The sequence below is a fragment of the Bacillus sp. LM 4-2 genome, from assembly GCF_000978495.1.
GTDB classification, from domain to species: domain Bacteria; phylum Bacillota; class Bacilli; order Bacillales; family Bacillaceae; genus Bacillus; species Bacillus subtilis.
The window spans coordinates 3,173,398-3,191,626 of sequence record NZ_CP011101.1 but is presented as its reverse complement, the minus strand read 5'-3'; the positions used below and the strand labels follow the sequence as shown (position 1 = coordinate 3,191,626).

The following is an 18,229-nucleotide window of genomic DNA, read 5'->3' as shown; positions in this document are numbered from 1 at the left end:
TGATTAGTGAATCCATAGCAAAGACGCCATAAAAACTTCTTATGGCGTCTGTCGGACAGGGAGGTGTTGGATACGGCGGAGGCAAGGAAAGTTAAACTTAATAATTAAAGATAGCTGCTCCAACAATGATCAACAAAATGAATAGCACCACGATCAAAGCGAAGGAGCTCCCGAAACCGTTTGAGTAACCAGAGTTTCCACTGTATCCACCAGAATTGTAGAATCCCATAATGTCACCTCCTTAGTGGAGATAGTATAAGATATGCCAACGATCATTTTCGACATAGATTTAAGTCTAAAAAAGAAAAAATGAATATTTTGTCTAAAGGTGTAAGAGAGAACGCGTTATCAAAACTATTAAAAACGCAGCAATTGTCTTCAGAGTATTTTTTCGAGAAAAAACGCGGTCTGTTTATAGGATTGGAGAAGGGAGCTCGGCTGCTAAGAGCTGACTTATTAGTTTGAAACCTCGATTTATAAATGAAAGGACTACAGGATATTTTTCTCGTAGGCAATTATCCTGAAAAATATAGGTGAATGTTTATTCTAGCTGTTGTTTCACTAAGTGTGGGGATCACTTCAAGTACTGTCCTAGGATCAAAAGTTTATTGAAGTGCAAATAGAAGCCCGCCGGTGAGGCGGGCTTCCTTCTTAACTCCCCCTATACACCTGATAACCAAACGGCGACAGCAAGAGCGGGATATGATAATGTGCATCTGGATCTGCTAGCTGAAAACGGACGGTGACTATGGTTAAAAACGGCTGGTCGACCGTATTCACGTTTTTATTCGCAAAATAGTCTCCTGCATGAAATTCCATCACATACTCTCCGGAAACCAGCTCTTCACCAGCCAGCAGAGGGACATTGGCTCTGCCGTCATTGTTAGTGTAAACCTCTTTCATAATACTTTCGCCCAGCCGCTTCAATTCAATTTTTACGTTCGCCGCTGGTTTGCCGCTGGTTAAATCTAAAATATGGGTTGTCAGTTTTCCCATCAGGCTTTCAGGCTCCGACATTTTTCAGCGGCTTTCTGTTTTTCTTTCTCGGCGTCTTCTCTTGTCACGGTAAAATGTTGGAAACCGTATGGCGGGCGCGGTTCGGTGTAGACTTTTCCTTTTGAGCCCGGGATTTCTTCGACAACCGTATCCCACGTGTGATTTTGAGATTGGAAGCTGACATCAGTGAGCTGCGGGAACCTCGCTAATATTCTGCAGCCGATATGATAGATTAAGTTTTGGATTGAAGGGGTTTCGAGCTCGTGAAAAACGGTGCTCGCCAAGTCGCGGACTTGTTCAGCCGCGACGTAGCGGGCTGGATCAAAAGCGTATGCGTCATTGGTATTTTCATATTGCCAGCTGATGTTTAAATAGACAAACAGCGGGCGGTTGCCGTCTTCGGGGAGAGTCGTATATTCGTCCCGGATGAAGCCGACGAAGGAGTTGCCGCTCACCTTGACGAGCTGAAGATCCATGATTTCGCTGTATTGCTCTGTAATCGTTATGGTATTCCCGCTTCGTTCTGCTTTCAGCACAGAGCGGCTTCGTTCATTACGCGATCTTCTGAAGACGAGGCGGCTTGTGCTGAGCTCTTTCTCCTCGTATGCAGGCATTGCTTCAAACGGAATGTCTTCGCCAGTCAGAGTGATCGTGTCCATATGAGAATAGGTATCTAAAAATCGGTGAGCTACATAGTGTAGGAACCCCTCGGTTGTCGTTCCTTCATAGGATGCGAGATGGCGCTGGATAAAGTTTTTCATTGAATCCGTTGCCACGACGAGAGTGTTGTCTCCGTCTGTAAATGATGGCAGGAAGGCTTCTCCGCCAATTTCGCATGTCACATCAACGCCGACAACGGTATTATCTCTTCCGGCAAAAGATGATTCCGGGATTTGCTTCACTCCAGTGAGCGGTTTTAAATACGTTCGGTATGCAAATACATTTCCTTTGCCATAAGACATGGTTCTTTTCATTTGCGTCTCTCCTTTTTCAGTGATGATGTCAGCCAGACGAAAGCGGGCGATTCGGTAAATTTCTATAAGGGCCTGCTGGAACTCCGTTTCTCGTTCGCTCTCAAGCCTTGCCAGCAGGGCTTGGTGAATGTCCTGTTTCGTCTTTCCCTTCACCGCTAAAATAAAAGGAAAGCCGAAGCGATCATAATAGTGTTCATTCAGCATGAGAAACTCCTCGTATTCCTGCTGTTCTAATTTGCCGAGCCCTGCGTTCTGCTGCTCTCGTACCGAGTCATCGCTCATTGTTTTCTTTGTTCCGAGCCGGGGATGCTTTTTGATTAAATCAAGCTGTGTCTCGCGATCCGCAGCTTTTACAATGCCAGTCATTTTGCGGTGAAGATCAGAAAGGGACGAAAACGGCCGTAGTGCTGCGGATCTCTCCGCAATCCATGAAGAGTGTTCAAAAATAGAGCCAAGTGTGTCTGTCAGTGTTTGTGTGTCCATTTGGTTCAGGTCATCCATTGTGAACATTGGCATCTTCCTTTACGTTTTTATGTCTGCGCTATTCGGCTGTTTGGTTTGAAAAAAAGCGTGCAGTGCAATGGCCGTCAAACTGCCGATCACAATTCCGCTTCCTGCCAAGACAGAGGCCGCGCCCGAAAGAGATGAAAACAACGCGGGAACTGTTGTAGCGCCAAGCCCCAAGCTGACGGAAGAGGCGATAATCAGCAGGTTGCCTTGCGAATCAAGGTCAACGCTGGATAGCATTTTGATCCCGTAAGAAATAACCATGCCGAACATGACGATCATTGCGCCGCCGAGAACTGGGGTGGGGATCACTGTTGTCAGGGCCGCTGCTTTTGGAACCAGCCCGATCGCGACCAGTATGATTCCTGTGATGGCGATGACGTTGACACTTTTCATCTTTGAGAGCTGAACGATGCCGACATTCTGCGAGAAAGCTGTATAGGGAAACGCGTTAAATAAGCCGCCCAGCAAAATCGCAAGGCCTTCTGCCCGGTAGCCCTTTTCCAGATCCTTCTCCGACAGCCTGCGGTTTGTGATATCAGCGAGGGCAAAATAAACGCCTGTCGATTCAACGAGGCTGACAATCGCAACGAGAAGCATCGTGACAACAGCCGGCAGCTCAAAGGTTGGCGGTCCGAAATAAAACAGAGACGGAACATGAAGCCAAGACGCTTCCAAGACCTCAGAAAAATCGACCTTTCCCATCAAATATGCAGCCGTTGTTCCTGCGATAAGACTGAGTAAAATCGCTATGGAGCGGATAAAGCCTTTAAAGAAATAAAATAGCAATAAGATAAAAGCTGTGACGCCAAACCCGAGGAGCACGTTGTCGAGTGAGCCGAATTCTTTGCTTCCTTCACCTCCGGCCAGGTTATTCATTGCCGTTGGAATCAGGCTGATGCCGATGATCATGACGACTGATCCGGTTACGACAGGCGGAAAAAAACGGACAAGCTTCCCGAAGAAGCCCGCGGCTAAGACGACAATCAGTCCTGCGGCGATAATGGCACCATATATCGCTGGGACACCGTAAGTGCTTCCGATGGAAATCATCGGGCCGACTGCGGTAAACGTGCATCCGAGCACAACGGGAAGGCCGATGCCGAAATATCGGTTTCTCCAGAGCTGCAAAAGAGTTGCCGCCCCGCACATAAACAAATCAATCGCGATTAAATACGTCAGCTGCCCCGCATTCAGCCCGATCGCTGCTCCGACGATCAACGGAACGAGAATGGCTCCCGCATACATGGCAAGCATGTGCTGAAGCCCCAGCATCATTAGCTGTAAGGCATTGTGCTGTTCCTTCATCTTTTTTACACCTCTTTTTCTAATGCGAGTGTATGTTCTAATACCGGAAGTTCTGTTTGCTGTGCTGTTAATTCTTTTTTGTCGCGCAAGCTGAAAAATAGATTCAAAAAGATGGCGGTTAGGCTTCCGGTGATGGTGCCGTCACTGACCAGAATCCGGATCGGAGCGGGGAATTCAGCAAAAATCCCGGGGGCCGTGCTGGCGCCGATGCCGAGTGCGATTGAGCATGCGATGGTCAGGAGGTGGTATTGATTTTTGAGATCCGCTGTGCTGAGCATTTTGACGCCGGAGGCAATCACCATGCCGAACATGACGACGGTCGCGCCGCCAAGTACAGCAGCAGGAACGGCAGATGCAAGGGCGGCAATCTTCGGAATCAGTCCGAGACAGACAAGGATACAGCCTGCGGTAACGACGATGTTTCTTGTTTTCACTTTGGTCAGCTGCAATAAGCCGGCGTTTTGCGCAAAGGTATTATAAGGAAAGGCATTGAACAGCCCGCCGATGAGAATGGCGATTCCTTCCGCTCGATAGCCTTTGACGAGGTCTTTTTCAGTTAAAGGTCTGCCGCATATCTTTCCGATTGCGTAGAAAACGCCGGTTGATTCCACAATAATGACGATTCCGACGATCAGCATCGTTAAGATCGGACCGATTTCAAACGTTGGGGCTCCGAAGTAAAAAGGCTTCGGGATATGGAAGAACGGTGCTTCTGTAACAGAAGAAAAGCTGACTTTGCCCATGATCGCTGCTGCCGCTGTTCCGGCGGCGATTCCGATCAGAACGGACAGTGTTCGGGCAAATCCTTTGAGAAAGCGGTTGAGGACTAAGATCAGAACAAGGACACCGACAGAGAGAAGAAGGTTTTCGAGCGAACCGTATTCGGGGTTGGCACTGCCGTTTATTTTTTCGCCGCCAGCCATATTTTTCACACCTGTCGGAACAAGTGAAAGGCCGATCAAGGTCACAACGGTACCTGTTACGACAGGAGGAAATAACACAGTCAGCTTGCCGAAAAAACGCGCAAACAAAAAGATGAACACACCGGCCGCGATGATGGAACCGTAAATCGCGTGAATGCCGTAATTGCTGCCGATTGCAATCATCGGGGTGACGGCCACAAATGAACTGCCAAGCATGACGGGAAGCCCGATGCCGATGTATGCTCCGCGCAAGGTTTGCAAAAGCGTCGCGATGCCGCACGTTAACAGGTCAATCGCCAATAGGTAGGACAGCTGTTCAGTTGTTACATTCAGCGCCCTGCCGACAAGCAGGGGCACCAAAATCGCACCTGCATACATGGCGAGCACATGCTGCAGGCTAAGCGTAAACACCTTAAACGATCTTTTTTTCACTATAGTCCCTCCTTGTATGTGAACTTTAGTAACATGATATCGTGCCGATCGAGGGGTGTCATTGGATACAGTAGCTGAAAAAGACAGGTGTGATTGCTGAAAGTGACGAAAAATGATTCGTTTTGTAAGAAAATGTAACGAGCATTAGCTGATCAGCCGCTGCATACGTAAGGCAAGCCGCAAACGCATCGTTGTTTCAGGATCTTTTAAGCTTTTACCCAGAAGCTCTTCGCATTTTTCAAGGCGGTATATGACCGTATTGCGATGAACGTACAGACGCTTTGCCGTCTCTGAAATTTGGCAGTGTGTCTCTAAATAGACGGAAAGCGTATGAAGCAGGCTTTGATCCTCCTGCTGTTTTTCAGCGAGGCTCTGAAGCGTGGAGTTGTAAAATTTCTTCAAATCCTCAACCGGGAGCAAGCGCAGAAGCTCAGGCACATCTTTGGCGTGATACACCTGGATAAATGCGGTGCTTCTCGACAAATGCCCCGATTGCAGAGCATCAGAAGCTTCTGTGAAAGCGTCGGGAACATCAATGAGCTTTTGGCAGATATTGCTGATGCCAAAGGACACGGTTCGTTTAAATTGAGCGCTGACCTGTGTTTGGAACTGTTCTAAAAAGCTGATCACCGAGGCGTGCATTTCACTCCAGCTGTCTGTCGCTTCGATTAGAATAATGCCGACGTTTCCTTTCATAAAGAAGTGAGGCGGAAACGGGAAGGCTGATAATTCACCTTCAAGAAATTCGAATACGCTGTCGGAAGCGAGCTGATTTTCTGTAAAGCTGATTGATTCGTCATTGCGATCGAGTTTGCCGGCGATGCACATGTATTTTTGATCCCAGCGCAGCTTGAATTCTTTCGCCCGGTTTTTGATTTCGTCATCTGAAGAAAAGGTCCGCTCAATAAAATTGTTGAAAAACTCATTGCGGGCCCGCCGGCTGAACTGCTTCAGCGCATTTTCCTTCAGCAGTTCAAAGGAAATGACGTTGGCCGCTTGTTCAATCGTGAGGATCAATCCTTTGTCGCCTGCCTGCACCATGTCCGGTATCAGCAGGTAGCCGCAGTTTTTTTCGTGATTATAAATAGGCAGGACAGAATATGTTTTCTGATCTGAGATTGTAGAGAAACAAGTGAAAAATGGCCCGGATACGGTATTCAGGGTGCCTTTCAGCTTTTCGGTCTCAACTGAAATCTGATGAGACGCAGACAGCATTTTGGCATGCTGGTCAAGCAGCAGCACGGGAAGCTGAAGGAGGTCTGACACCTTTTTGAGGAGGGATTGCAGCCCCTTGCCGCTCATAATGTGGTTTGTGAATTTTTTGTGCGCGTAAATAGCTTGCTGCAGCTCGTTAGAACGCATATCGAGAATATGGCTGAGTGTGGCATTCACAATATCGCCGAGTCGGATGTGTTCCGGAAGCTCAATGATCGGAAACGCATATGAATCGGCCAGTTCGATGATTTCCTTCGGGATATCTTCCAGATAGCGCTTTGTTTTAATGCCGAGGCCCGCGCAGCCGCGTTTTGCCATTTGCCGAATCAGTTCAGATAATTGATGCGGGTGATCCTTCAGGTGATAGGCGGTGGTGACGAGCAATTCATTCTTATGCAAAAAGTCTGCGATATCCGGAGCGTCCATCATATTGACATGCTGAACCTCTCTTTCCCCTCCTGCTTTTCCAGCGATTAAATTGGCGTTTTCAAAAGCCGGTATTTTCATCACATCAAGAATATTCATAGCGCATTCTCCTTTTCTATAAAAACATTGGTTAAGGTGAATAATTTTCAATAGGAATTCTAGCGGTTTTGCTGATGTAATACGATCATAGTAGCAGTAAACTGTTGAAAATAGAACTGGTTGTGTTACATAAACTGACATGGAAAATCGTCATCCTGACATGGGGGGATCAATATGGCTTACGATATGGTGATAAAAGGTGCGAAGGCAGTTACGCCAGATGGCGTTATAGAAGCTGATATTGTAGTTCAAAACGGTGTCATTGCCGAGATAGGTTCTGACATTGAAGCAAGCGGGACGGAAATCATCCAGGCAGACGGGAAATACGTGTTTCCTGGTGTGATAGATTGCCATGTTCATTTTAATGAACCGGGCAGGGAGGATTGGGAGGGGTTTGAAACAGGTTCTCAAATGATGGCCGCAGGCGGTTGCACTACCTATTTTGATATGCCGCTCAACTGTATTCCATCAACCGTGACGGCAGAGCATCTTCTCGCAAAAGCTGAGCTAGGCAGGCAAAAATCTGCCGTGGATTTTGCGCTATGGGGCGGCCTTGTGCCAGGCCATATCGAGGACATCCGTCCGATGGCTGAAGCGGGAGCGATCGGGTTTAAAGCGTTTTTATCAAAGTCAGGCACTGATGAGTTCCGCTCTGTTGATGAACGGACATTGCTCAAAGGCATGGCAGAAATCGCGGCTGCAGGAAAAATCCTCGCTCTCCACGCGGAAAGCGACGCGATCACAAGCTACTTGCAGATGGTTTTGGCCAATAAAGGAAAGGTGGATGCGGATGCGTACGCCGCCTCCCGCCCGGAGGAAGCAGAAGTTGAAGCGGTGTATCGCACGATTCAGTATGCGAAGGTGACAGGCTGTCCGGTTCATTTTGTCCATATCAGCACGGCGAAAGCGGTCCGGCTGATCAGAGAGGCGAAACAGGAAGGTCTTGATGTTTCGGTTGAAACATGTCCGCATTATGTCTTGTTCAGCCATGACGATTTACGGCAAAGGGGCTCTGTCGCAAAATGCGCGCCTCCGCTCCGGTCACGGCAATCAAAAGAGACGCTGATCGAGACGCTCATTGCCGGGGACATTGACATGGTTTCCTCAGACCATTCCCCTTGCCGTCCATCCTTGAAGCGGGAGGATAACATGTTTTTATCATGGGGCGGAATCAGCGGCGGGCAGTTCACTTTATTAGGAATGCTGGAACTGGCGCTTGAGCATCAGATTCCATTTGAAACCATCGCAGAATGGACAGCGGCGGCCCCTGCAAAACGATTCGGCCTTCAGAAAAAAGGGCGGCTTGAGGCGGGGTGTGATGCAGATTTCGTGCTCGTCAGCATGGAGCCGTACACTGTTACAAGAGAATCGATGTTTGCAAAGCATAAAAAAAGCATTTACGAAGGACATACATTTCCCTGCAGCATTTCGGCCACTTACAGCAAAGGCCGGTGCGTGTACAATGATGGGGAAAAAGTCACTGAAATTGACGGAGCTCTGGTCGTTCCTTCGTAAGCCCGGCGGATTTTACCGCCGGGTTTTTTGATTTCCTCCGTTCTAGTTTTTAAAATCTCATCAACGTGGTATCTTTTTTTAAAGGAGGCGGAGGCAATGGAGCATGTCAAATACATACTTAAGCAATCCTGGTCGCGCCATTCGAGCTCTAAATGGACGGAAGAATGCCCGTCATGCGGCCAATGCGGCGTGACGGCATTGGTGATTCAAGACCATTTCGGCGGCACGATTTTCAAAACAAGAGTCGATGAGAGCTGGCATTTTTATAACAGCATCAATGGTGTGGTGTACGATTTTACGAGTGAGCAGTTTCAGGCGCCTATTGAATATCAGCACATTCCTTCCTCAAGAGAAGAGGCGTTTTTAGATACGAATGAGGAACAATATCAGCATTTGCGTGAGGCATTTTCCCGCCATATGAACAGCATTTCCGAGGAAACCTGAAAACACGTGTGATAAACTGGAAGAGAGGTGAATGAGTGTGATTTATATCGGACTGACGGGATGGGGGGATCATGACAGCATCTATCCGCCGAAAACGGCCAGCCAGAAAAAATTGCAGGCCTATTCCTCCCATTTTCCGATCGTGGAATTAGACGCGAGCTTTTACGCGATTCAGCCGGCGCGCAATAATGAAAAGTGGGTGAAGGAAACGCCCGAAACCTTCCAATTTATCGTGAAAGCATATCAGGGCATGACAGGGCATCAGCGCGGCGAAATTCCCTTTGACTCAAAAGAGGAGATGTTTGATGCGTTTAAGGTGTCTTTAACGCCATATTTACATAGCAATAAGCTCGCCATGGTGCTGTTTCAATTTCCGCCGTGGTTTGACTGCAAGAAGGAGAATGTCGCCTATTTGAGATGGTGTAAGCACCAAATGGGAGATATTCCTTGCGCGCTTGAATTCAGAAACCGTTCCTGGTTCTCGCCGCCATTTTATGAGCAGACGCTTTCATTTATGAAAGCGGAAGGCTGGATTCACAGTGTCTGTGATGAACCGCAAATCGGAGAAGGCAGCGTTCCGACCGTGTTGCGCGCGACCGATGAAAACAAAACGCTCGTCAGGTTTCACGGACGCAACAAGCAGGGCTGGATGAAGCCTGATGGCGGGAAAAACTGGCGGGAGGTCAGGTACTTATACCGCTACAACCAACAGGAGCTGGAGGATTGGAAAAAGCACCTGAATGAATTGCAGCAGCAATGTAAGGATGTTTTTGTCCTGTTCAACAACAATTCCGGCGGTGACGCTGCGGATAATGGCAAGCAGATGCTTGAACTGCTTGATATCGAGTACAGCGGACTTGCTCCGAGACAGCTCGATTTATTTTAGAAAAGAGGTTTTTAATGATGTCGTTTGTGATTTTGGTCGTCCTGGGATTAATCGCAGGTACGGTAGGAAGTCTGATCGGGCTTGGCGGCGGAATTGTCATTGTGCCATCTCTGATGTTTTTAAGCACAGTGACGCAGCTGTTTCAGGATGTGACGCCGCAGGTTGCGATTGGAACTTCGCTTTTGGTCATTATTTTTACGGGCCTTTCTTCAACTTTGGCTTATATTAAATATAAAACAGTTGATTATAAGAGCGGGCTCATTTTCTTTATCGGTTCGGGTCCCGGCAGCATGATCGGGGCTTACGTGTCAAAGCTGTTCAATTCAAACTCGTTTTCCGTTTGGTTTGGCATTTTTATGATTCTGATTTCATTATCCTTAATGCTGAAAGCGAAAGCCCGGCCAATCAACAAAGCGCACAAAGGAATTATCCGGACATTTCAGGATGATGCCGGTGAGCCTTATACGTACTCATATCAGGCCTCTGTCGGTATTGCCATTGCCTTTGTTGTCGGTTTTTTAGGCGGACTTTTCGGTATAGGCGGCGGATCACTGATGGTTCCGGCGATGATGCTGTTATTTCTGTTTCCGCCGAAGGTTGCGGTGGCAACGTCCATGTTTATTATTTTCCTGTCTTCTATGACAGGGTCTGTTTCACATATGATTTCCGGGCACGTCAATTGGCTGTACGCCCTCGCGCTTGTGCCCGGCGCTTGGTTCGGCGGAAAGCTTGGCGCCGCCATCAACAGAAAAATGCAGACGAAAACGATCGTTATGATCATGCGGATCGTATTGATTTTGATCGGCTGCCAGCTCATTTATGAAGGCATTTTCAGCTGAACGATTAGGGAGAGATATTATGAAGGAGAAGCTCCGCTTATATCATACAAATGATTTGCACAGCCATTTTGAAAACTGGCCGAAAATTGTAGATTATATCGAGCAGAAAAGAAAAGAGCATCAGTCAGACGGCGAAGAGACGCTCGTTTTTGATATTGGCGATCATCTTGATCGTTTTCAATTCGTGACAGAGGCGACATTCGGAAAAGCGAATGTCGATCTCTTAAACCGCCTTCACATTGATGGAGCGGCGATCGGCAATAACGAAGGGATTACGCTTCCGCATGAAGAGCTTGCTGCCTTATATGATCATGCTGAATTTCCTGTCATCGTCTCTAACCTGTTTGATAAAAATGGAAACCGTCCGTCCTGGGCGGTGCCTTACCATATCAAATCATTGAAAAACGGTATGTCCATTGCTTTCTTAGGTGTAACTGTGCCGTATTATCCTGTATATGACAAGCTGGGATGGACAGTTACGGATGCCCTTGAAAGCATAAAGGAAACCATTCTGGAAGTGAAAGGGCAGGCTGATATTATCGTTCTGCTGTCACATTTAGGCATTCTTGATGATCAAGCAGTGGCTGAAGCGGTGCCTGAGATTGATGTAATCCTCGAATCACATACCCATCATTTGCTCGAAGATGGACAAGTGGTTAATGGGGTACTGCTGGCCAGCGCCGAGAAATACGGGCATTATGTCGGCTGTGTAGAAATCACGGTGGACAGCGTACAGCGAAGCATCAACAGCAAAACGGCTTCTGTGCAGAACATGGCGGAATGGACAGGAGAATCCGCAGAAACTAAAGCGTTTCTCAATGAAAAAGAACGTGAAGCCGAGGAGAAACTGTCCGATGCCGTTGCAGAGCTTGCACAAGATGCTGAGGTGAAGTGGTTTGAAGAATCAGAGCTGCCTTTGCTTTTGGCATACGCCTTAAAGGAATGGTGCGAGACGGACATCAGTATGGTCAATTCAGGTGTCATTCTCGGTCCGCTAAAAGCAGGTCCTGTGACAAAGCTGGATCTGCACCGCATCTGTCCGCATCCGATCAACCCGGTGGCTGTCCGCCTGACGGGAGAAGAACTGAAGGAAACCATTGTCCATGCCGCTTCCGAACAAATGGAGCAGCTCCGGATCAAAGGACTCGGCTTCCGCGGAGAAGTGATGGGGAAAATGGTGTATGCCGGCGTTGAGGTAGAAACGAAACGGCTCGATGACGGGATCACCCACGTCACTCGGATCACACTGAACGGGGAAGATATTGAAAAACATAAACAATACTCCGTTGCGGTGCTTGATATGTTTACGCTCGGCAAACTGTTTCCGTTGATTCGCGACGCTGCAGAAAAAGAATATTTTATGCCGGAATTTTTGCGGGATCTGCTTGCTTGGAAGCTTGCACAATAAGGCAGTCAGCCCACAACAAGCTGTGCCCTTCATCATAAAGTGATGAATGAAGGGAGTGGTTGACGTGGTAAACCTGACACCGATCATGATAGAAGGACAGCCTTTTACAGCTGTGACAGTAAAGCTTCCCAAAACGAATTTTATGGCCGTCGCCAATGATCACGGATACATTATGTGCGGCGCGCTTGATGTGGCGCTGCTGAATGAAAAATTAAAGGAGCGCGGCATCGTGGCGGGACGCGCAGTTGGTGTCCGCACCATTGACCAGCTGTTAGACGCACCTTTAGAATCCGTCACGTACGCTGCGGAAGATCTTGGCATCAAAGTCGGCATGAGCGGCAGAGAAGCGCTTTTAAAAATGATGAAATAAAATAAATTGGCCCCGGCTATTACTATGTCCCCTCTTACAAGCATACATTGTGATATGTAAGGGGGGATTTTCTTGCCAAGATATCGCGGCCCTTTTCGCAAGAGAGGACCTTTGCCTTTCCGTTACGTGATGCTCCTGTCCGTTGTCTTTTTTATCCTGTCAACAACGGTCAGCCTTTGGATGATCAATGGCTCGATCAAACCTGTTTTAATGGACATCGGCGAGATGGAAACGAAGCGTATAGCGACAGAGGTGATCCAGGATTCGATTGAGGACTATATGTCTGACAGTGAAAATATGAAAGATATGTTTCAAATGAATTCTGATGAAAACGGAAACTTAACGACAATCGATTTTAATACACAGGTTGTAAACAGTGTGAAAACAAAAGTGACAAAGCAGCTTCAGGCTCATTTGAAAGAGATGGAAACCCATACCGGACACAGCGGCGCCAGTGAAAACATTATGATCAACATTCCGCTGGGACAGGTAACCGGCAACAGCCTTCTTGGAAACCTCGGGCCGAAAATCCCGGTCCGGTTCAATTTAATCGGTGACGCTTTTACAGATGTCAAAACCAAAATCAAGCCGTATGGCATAAATAACGCACTTATTGATATCAGCATCTTTGTCGAAATTAAAGTGAAGGTCATCATTCCATTTGCCAGCAAAACCGCTGTCGTCACAAATAATGTTCCTGTATCGATTAAAGCAGTGCAGGGCGAAGTGCCGCAGTTTTATAATGGAAGCGGCGGCTCGGGTGTCACGCCTTCTGTCCAGCTTCCGAGCAGCAAAGAAAACGGTGCCGATTCAAAAAAAGAAAAAAGCAGCAAATAAGCCGCCTGTTGAAGCGGCGGCTTTTTGTTACTTCTTTTTTTGGTATTCATATCGCTCCCACGCCCTCAAATGCGGGTATGGATCAAATGACCATTCGGTTCTTCCGTTATCTTTGTACATGCCATAGTGCAGATGCGGCGGGAACTTCCCGGCGGTTCCCGGCGGGCCGTATCCGGAGCTGCCGACTGATCCGATCACTTGGCCAGGCTCAACGATTTGTCCTGTTTTAATCCCTTTGGCAAACCCATTGAGATGGGCAAAATAATGATACGTATTGTTAATGTCCCTGATGCCGATTCTCCATCCTCCGAAGCGGTTCCAGCCCTTCATTTCAACTACGCCGTAACATGTGGATTTGACAGGAAGGCCGTAATGGGCAAAGATATCCGTACCTTCATGAATCCGCCTTCCACCGAAGCCGCGGGCATCTCCCCACGTGCTTCGGTAGCTGTAATCGGTTCTGATCGGAAGCGGGAATGCATGCTCGCCCAGATCAATATGGCCGTAGGCTTTAAACAGCTTCATGAATTCAGATATAATCCCCACTGTCTGATCACGCCGGTAATAATTCCAAAGCCCGATCCGGATGTTGTCTTCATCTGTGCCATACGACAGTAAGTATTGGCTGAACGTATACAAGATATCTTCATCGTTGCTGACCTCGGCTTTCCCGTCTCCATCGCCATCCATTCCGATTCCGTCAAACACTTTAATGCTTAACGGCGCATCGTCTTTCGGATTCGGGTTTTCAGGCCCGCTCCAGATATCATCGGGTATATAGATGCTGATGATTCCCGCCTTTTCAGGCAGATCTTTCCGGTTGCTCCGCACGTTTTCTTCGTATTGATCAACAGCGGCGAGCGCATACCAAGGGATCTGCGTCACAGCTTCGATTTTATGATATAATTCCATCCGTTTCGACAGCACTGGATCTGAAAGTTTTTTTCCAGACGCAGAAGGCTCAAATGCAAACAAAAGGAGAAGAAGAGCGGATAACAAAACTTTCACAAAATAATCTCCTTTCATATTGAATACACATAGTTTGCGGCAACCCGGCTTAAAAATGTCAGTAATCATCTTCCCTTGTCGAGAAATTTTTCCTATGTTAAAGTGTCTAAAGAAAAGACTTTCTTTAGTTAGAAAAACATTATTTTTGTTGCAGAACTAAAACCTGCACCTTTCTCGTTTTCAGAATGTTTCGTGTCAGAAATTGAGTATATTGGATATTGGAGATGATGGGAATTGGCAAAGAAAGACGAACACCTCAGAAAGCCCGAATGGCTTAAAATTAAATTAAATACAAATGAAAACTATACAGGGCTCAAAAAACTCATGCGGGAAAACAACCTGCATACCGTATGCGAAGAAGCAAAGTGTCCGAATATTCATGAATGCTGGGCGGTCAGACGTACAGCGACATTTATGATTTTAGGTTCTGTTTGTACAAGAGCATGCCGTTTCTGTGCTGTCAAAACAGGCCTTCCAACTGAGCTTGATCTGCAAGAGCCGGAACGCGTAGCGGATTCAGTCGCGCTTATGAATTTGAAACACGCGGTCATTACGGCTGTTGCGCGTGACGATCAGAAAGATGGCGGGGCAGGCATTTTCGCGGAAACTGTCCGTGCGATCCGCAGAAAAAGCCCGTTCACAACAATTGAGGTGCTGCCGTCTGATATGGGCGGAAACTACGATAACCTAAAAACCTTGATGGATACACGCCCAGACATCCTGAATCACAATATCGAAACGGTTCGCCGCCTGACGCCAAGAGTCCGCGCGCGTGCGACGTACGACCGTTCATTGGAATTTTTGCGCCGTGCGAAGGAAATGCAGCCTGACATTCCGACAAAATCAAGTATCATGATCGGACTCGGCGAAACAAAAGAAGAGATTATTGAAGTAATGGACGACCTCTTGGCGAACAACGTGGATATTATGGCAATCGGCCAATATCTGCAGCCGACGAAGAAACACTTGAAAGTCCAAAAATACTACCATCCTGATGAATTTGCAGAATTAAAAGAAATCGCGATGCAAAAAGGCTTCAGCCATTGTGAAGCCGGTCCGCTTGTCCGTTCCTCTTACCATGCGGATGAACAAGTAAACGAAGCATCTAAAAAGCGTCAAGCACAAGCATAATGCCAAAACGCCAGATCATCTGGCGTTTTTGTCATTCCTATCGATTTTCATGTCCTGACGCGTTTCTCCATTGGCATTTTCATTCTCTGAGACAGGGCTTCCTTGCGGGGAGGTTTTCATTTCTTGAATCGTCCCCGACATGATCTCTCTAATATCCCTTGAACCAGAGCCGAGATTGCTGTAATTTTCGACGGATTGCATATGGTTTGGATTATCGGAAATATACACGTGATAGTATCGCGGTATCACAGAAGCCGCTGTTTTTTTCACCTGATCGGCGGTCAGCTCCCGGTTTTTAGAATCGGTTTTGTATACGACAAGCGCTTCTCGGTCAGTCACCAATGTCGCAGCATCTTGAATATGGGGGAGCTGAACCGTTAAACTTGATATCATGTGAGCGGTTTCTTCCCGGTTCATCACCGGCGTTTTCTGCTGTTCTCCGTCAAATTGTTCTTTTTGATAGCGGACATAGCCAAATTGTTCGTTCTCATTATGCCTGTTAAAAGCCTCGTTGCGGTCCGACACATGAATGGGTTTGGTTTGATTCTGCGTCTGATTCCGGACATTTTGGGCATTATCCAATCCTGCGCCTCCGCACCCGGATAATAGTCCGGTCAGCAGGCAGAGGCTGACAGCGGTTCGTTTCATTTATCAATCCCTCCTCATGTGTAGGGTAGCCAAATCGCATGATTTATTCTTTAGCAATTGATGGGGACGGGGCAATGAATTATGATAGGAATGAGTGAAAAAAGAGGTGAGATCATGATTCTTATTCAAAATGCCGAATTTGAATTGGTGCACAATTTCAAAGACGGCTTCAACGAAGAGGCTTTTAAAGCCCGCTACTCCGATATATTAAATAAATACGATTATATTGTGGGAGACTGGGGATACGGTCAGTTAAGGCTCAAGGGCTTCTTTGACGACCAGAATCAAAAGGCAACCTTCGAAACGAAAATCAGCACATTAGATGAATATATTTACGAATACTGCAATTTCGGCTGTGCGTATTTTGTCTTGAAACGGATCAGAAAATAAATATACACAAAGGGGATGCTGTCATGTATTTTGTTGACAGAAGCAAAATCGAAAAAACACTAGGGTTCTTCGAGCACCAGCTGGCGCTATTTGACTCACAAACAGACTGGCAGTCTGAAATCGGGGAATTGGCACTTCAGCGTATAGGCCATCTGTTAATCGAATGCATTTTGGATACAGGCAATGACATGATTGACGGCTTTATTATGCGGGACCCGGGCAGCTATGACGACATTATGGATATACTTGTTGATGAGAAAGTTGTCACGGAAAAAGAGGGTGATGAGCTCAAAAAATTGATCGCCTACCGCAAAACGTTGGTTCAACAGTATCTGCTCGCTGACAGCGGCGAGCTTTACAGGCTGATCAAGGCGCATCAAACAGCTCTTCAGGACTTCCCGAAACGGATCAGAAGCTATTTGGAAACAGAGCTAGGACCTGTTTCCGCGTTTAAATAACAACTGGAAAGCCACAGGAGTGTTGGATATGAAAACATATAAAGGGTATTTAATTGATTTAGACGGAACGATGTACAATGGCACGGAAAAAATCGAGGAGGCGTGTGAATTTGTCAGAACGCTGAAAGATCGCGGCGTTCCTTATCTTTTCGTGACAAACAACTCTTCGCGCACACCGAAGCAGGTAGCGGACAAGCTCGTGTCTTTTGATATTCCGGCAACAGAAGAGCAGGTCTTCACGACCAGCATGGCAACTGCCCAGCACATTGCACAGCAGAAAAAAGACGCGTCTGTGTATGTGATTGGGGAGGAAGGAATCCGCCAGGCGATTGAAGAAAACGGCCTGACATTTGGCGGAGAAAACGCGGATTTTGTCGTTGTTGGCATCGACCGTTCCATTACATACGAAAAATTTGCTGTTGGCTGCCTGGCAATCAGAAATGGCGCCCGCTTTATTTCCACTAACGGAGATATTGCGATTCCGACTGAAAGAGGGCTCCTGCCGGGAAACGGCTCACTGACATCGGTGTTAACCGTATCTACAGGTGTACAGCCTGTATTTATCGGCAAGCCGGAATCAATTATTATGGAGCAGGCGATGCGCGTTCTCGGCACAGATGTGTCTGAAACACTCATGGTCGGCGACAACTACGCCACTGATATTATGGCCGGCATTAACGCGGGTATGGATACGCTGCTCGTTCACACAGGCGTAACGAAAAGAGAACATATGACAGACGATATGGAAAAACCGACTCACGCCATTGACTCTCTGACTGAATGGATTCCATACATTTGAAAAAAGGGCGCCCTAAAAGGGTGCCCTTATTCTGTATGCCGCGCGCGGTGAGCAAGTCTGCTTGAAGCCGCGGCGGAAATCGCTCCGACGATGTCATCTAAAAAGGTATGGCATTCACCGGTTGATTTATCATTCAATCGTTTAAGGATTCCGGGTTTTTCTTTGTCGATGTAACCGTAGTTCGTAAACCCGATCGATCCGTAAATGTTCACAATGGAAAATGCCAGAACTTCATCTACTCCATATAGGCTTTCATCTATTTCCAGCATCGTTTGCAGCGGTTCAGACAATTTTTTCTGCTCAGCAAGAACATCCAATTCAATGCCCGTTAAAATCGCGTTTTGCACCTCGCGTTTTGCGAGAACACGATTGACGTTCAGCGTGCATTCATCAATGGTTAAATCCGGATGATATTTTTTCTGCAGAAAAAAGACAAGCTCGGCAATGTCTGATACCTCAACGCCGCGCTCCTTCATCCGTGCTCTTGCTTTAGCTTCCATCTGACTGAATTGTTCGTTTTCTGACATCAGCTTCACCCAATCTTTTTTACTAGTTTATACAAAATGCTTGAGAAGTTTACGACTTTTTCTTGCGCCTTCTTCGGATTAAAATATGT

The 18,229-nt window shown here is 47.1% G+C and carries 20 protein-coding genes; 11 read left to right on the top strand and 9 right to left on the bottom strand.

The features are described from left to right. Positions 1-97: 97 nt before the first annotated feature. The 6 genes from yuzJ to pucR form a co-directional block, all read right to left on the bottom strand. Positions 98-229, bottom strand: a complete 132-nt coding sequence (gene yuzJ / locus bslm_RS21045) for a YhzE/YjcZ family sporulation protein YuzJ (RefSeq protein WP_009968115.1) — start codon at positions 227-229, stop codon at positions 98-100. Between the two features lie 422 nt (positions 230-651). Continuing rightward, entirely contained in the window at positions 652-996 is a 345-nt protein-coding gene (uraH, locus tag bslm_RS15900) for a hydroxyisourate hydrolase (RefSeq protein WP_003228653.1), read from the bottom strand. After that, a complete protein-coding gene (gene pucL / locus bslm_RS15895; protein ID WP_019712945.1) occupies positions 996-2,480 on the bottom strand; it encodes a factor-independent urate hydroxylase in 1,485 nt (494 codons plus the stop codon). Before pucL ends, uraH begins: the two co-directional genes overlap by 1 nt. Positions 2,481-2,492: 12 nt before the next feature. Then, positions 2,493-3,785, bottom strand: coding sequence for a uric acid permease PucK (pucK, locus tag bslm_RS15890; RefSeq protein WP_046381309.1), 1,293 nt, complete (start codon positions 3,783-3,785; stop codon positions 2,493-2,495). A 5-nt stretch (positions 3,786-3,790) separates the two neighbouring features. Further along, positions 3,791-5,140, bottom strand: coding sequence for a uric acid permease PucJ (gene pucJ, locus bslm_RS15885; RefSeq protein WP_046381308.1), 1,350 nt, complete (start codon positions 5,138-5,140; stop codon positions 3,791-3,793). Between the two features lie 144 nt (positions 5,141-5,284). Next, complete coding sequence (gene pucR / locus bslm_RS15880) at positions 5,285-6,880, bottom strand: purine catabolism transcriptional regulator PucR (protein WP_046381307.1); 1,596 nt, start codon at positions 6,878-6,880, stop codon at positions 5,285-5,287. Positions 6,881-7,054: 174 nt separating this feature from the next. On the opposite strand from pucR, the gene bslm_RS15875 reads away from it, so the two are divergent. The 7 genes from bslm_RS15875 (at position 7,055) to yunB (ending at position 13,179) form a co-directional block, all read left to right on the top strand. Then, on the top strand, positions 7,055-8,395 hold the full coding sequence (locus bslm_RS15875) for an allantoinase (protein ID WP_003243112.1): 1,341 nt from the start codon (positions 7,055-7,057) through the stop codon (positions 8,393-8,395). 96 nt (positions 8,396-8,491) lie between these two features. Beyond that, a complete protein-coding gene (locus bslm_RS15870; RefSeq protein WP_003242865.1) occupies positions 8,492-8,839 on the top strand; it encodes a YunG family protein in 348 nt (115 codons plus the stop codon). A gap of 37 nt (positions 8,840-8,876) precedes the next feature. Next, complete coding sequence (locus bslm_RS15865; protein WP_003243895.1) at positions 8,877-9,725, top strand: DUF72 domain-containing protein; 849 nt, start codon at positions 8,877-8,879, stop codon at positions 9,723-9,725. Positions 9,726-9,742: 17 nt separating this feature from the next. After that, a complete protein-coding gene (locus bslm_RS15860) occupies positions 9,743-10,564 on the top strand; it encodes a sulfite exporter TauE/SafE family protein (RefSeq protein ID WP_003228670.1) in 822 nt (273 codons plus the stop codon). A 19-nt stretch (positions 10,565-10,583) separates the two neighbouring features. Then, positions 10,584-11,972 (top strand): bifunctional metallophosphatase/5'-nucleotidase, encoded by a 1,389-nt coding sequence (locus tag bslm_RS15855; RefSeq protein ID WP_003242525.1) that lies wholly within the window; start codon positions 10,584-10,586, stop codon positions 11,970-11,972. Between the two features lie 64 nt (positions 11,973-12,036). After that, a complete protein-coding gene (locus bslm_RS15850; RefSeq protein ID WP_003242587.1) occupies positions 12,037-12,342 on the top strand; it encodes a YunC family protein in 306 nt (101 codons plus the stop codon). A gap of 72 nt (positions 12,343-12,414) precedes the next feature. Beyond that, on the top strand, positions 12,415-13,179 hold the full coding sequence (gene yunB, locus bslm_RS15845; RefSeq protein ID WP_009968113.1) for a sporulation protein YunB: 765 nt from the start codon (positions 12,415-12,417) through the stop codon (positions 13,177-13,179). A gap of 27 nt (positions 13,180-13,206) precedes the next feature. On the opposite strand, the gene lytH is transcribed toward yunB, so the two are convergent. Then, the gene (gene lytH, locus bslm_RS15840) at positions 13,207-14,187 is read right to left on the bottom strand and encodes an L-Ala--D-Glu endopeptidase (protein WP_003243462.1); all 981 of its coding nucleotides are present in this window, start codon (positions 14,185-14,187) and stop codon (positions 13,207-13,209) included. Between the two features lie 234 nt (positions 14,188-14,421). On the opposite strand from lytH, the gene lipA reads away from it, so the two are divergent. Further along, positions 14,422-15,318 carry a lipoyl synthase gene (lipA, locus tag bslm_RS15835; RefSeq protein WP_003222888.1) on the top strand — a complete coding sequence of 299 codons (897 nt, stop codon included), beginning with the start codon at positions 14,422-14,424 and terminating at the stop codon, positions 15,316-15,318. A 15-nt stretch (positions 15,319-15,333) separates the two neighbouring features. On the opposite strand, the gene bslm_RS15830 is transcribed toward lipA, so the two are convergent. Further along, entirely contained in the window at positions 15,334-15,966 is a 633-nt protein-coding gene (locus tag bslm_RS15830) for a YhcN/YlaJ family sporulation lipoprotein (protein WP_003243821.1), read from the bottom strand. A 114-nt stretch (positions 15,967-16,080) separates the two neighbouring features. On the opposite strand from bslm_RS15830, the gene bslm_RS15825 reads away from it, so the two are divergent. The 3 genes from bslm_RS15825 to nucF are packed head-to-tail and all read left to right on the top strand — an operon-like array spanning position 16,081 to position 17,613. After that, positions 16,081-16,356, top strand: coding sequence for a YutD family protein (locus tag bslm_RS15825; RefSeq protein WP_003228682.1), 276 nt, complete (start codon positions 16,081-16,083; stop codon positions 16,354-16,356). 23 nt (positions 16,357-16,379) lie between these two features. Next, positions 16,380-16,814, top strand: coding sequence for a DUF86 domain-containing protein (locus bslm_RS15820; RefSeq protein WP_003228684.1), 435 nt, complete (start codon positions 16,380-16,382; stop codon positions 16,812-16,814). Between the two features lie 28 nt (positions 16,815-16,842). Further along, the gene (gene nucF, locus bslm_RS15815; protein WP_003243196.1) at positions 16,843-17,613 is read left to right on the top strand and encodes a 5' nucleotidase NucF; all 771 of its coding nucleotides are present in this window, start codon (positions 16,843-16,845) and stop codon (positions 17,611-17,613) included. A gap of 26 nt (positions 17,614-17,639) precedes the next feature. On the opposite strand, the gene bslm_RS15810 is transcribed toward nucF, so the two are convergent. After that, complete coding sequence (locus bslm_RS15810; RefSeq protein WP_003243814.1) at positions 17,640-18,140, bottom strand: phosphatidylglycerophosphatase A family protein; 501 nt, start codon at positions 18,138-18,140, stop codon at positions 17,640-17,642. Positions 18,141-18,229: the final 89 nt, after the last annotated feature.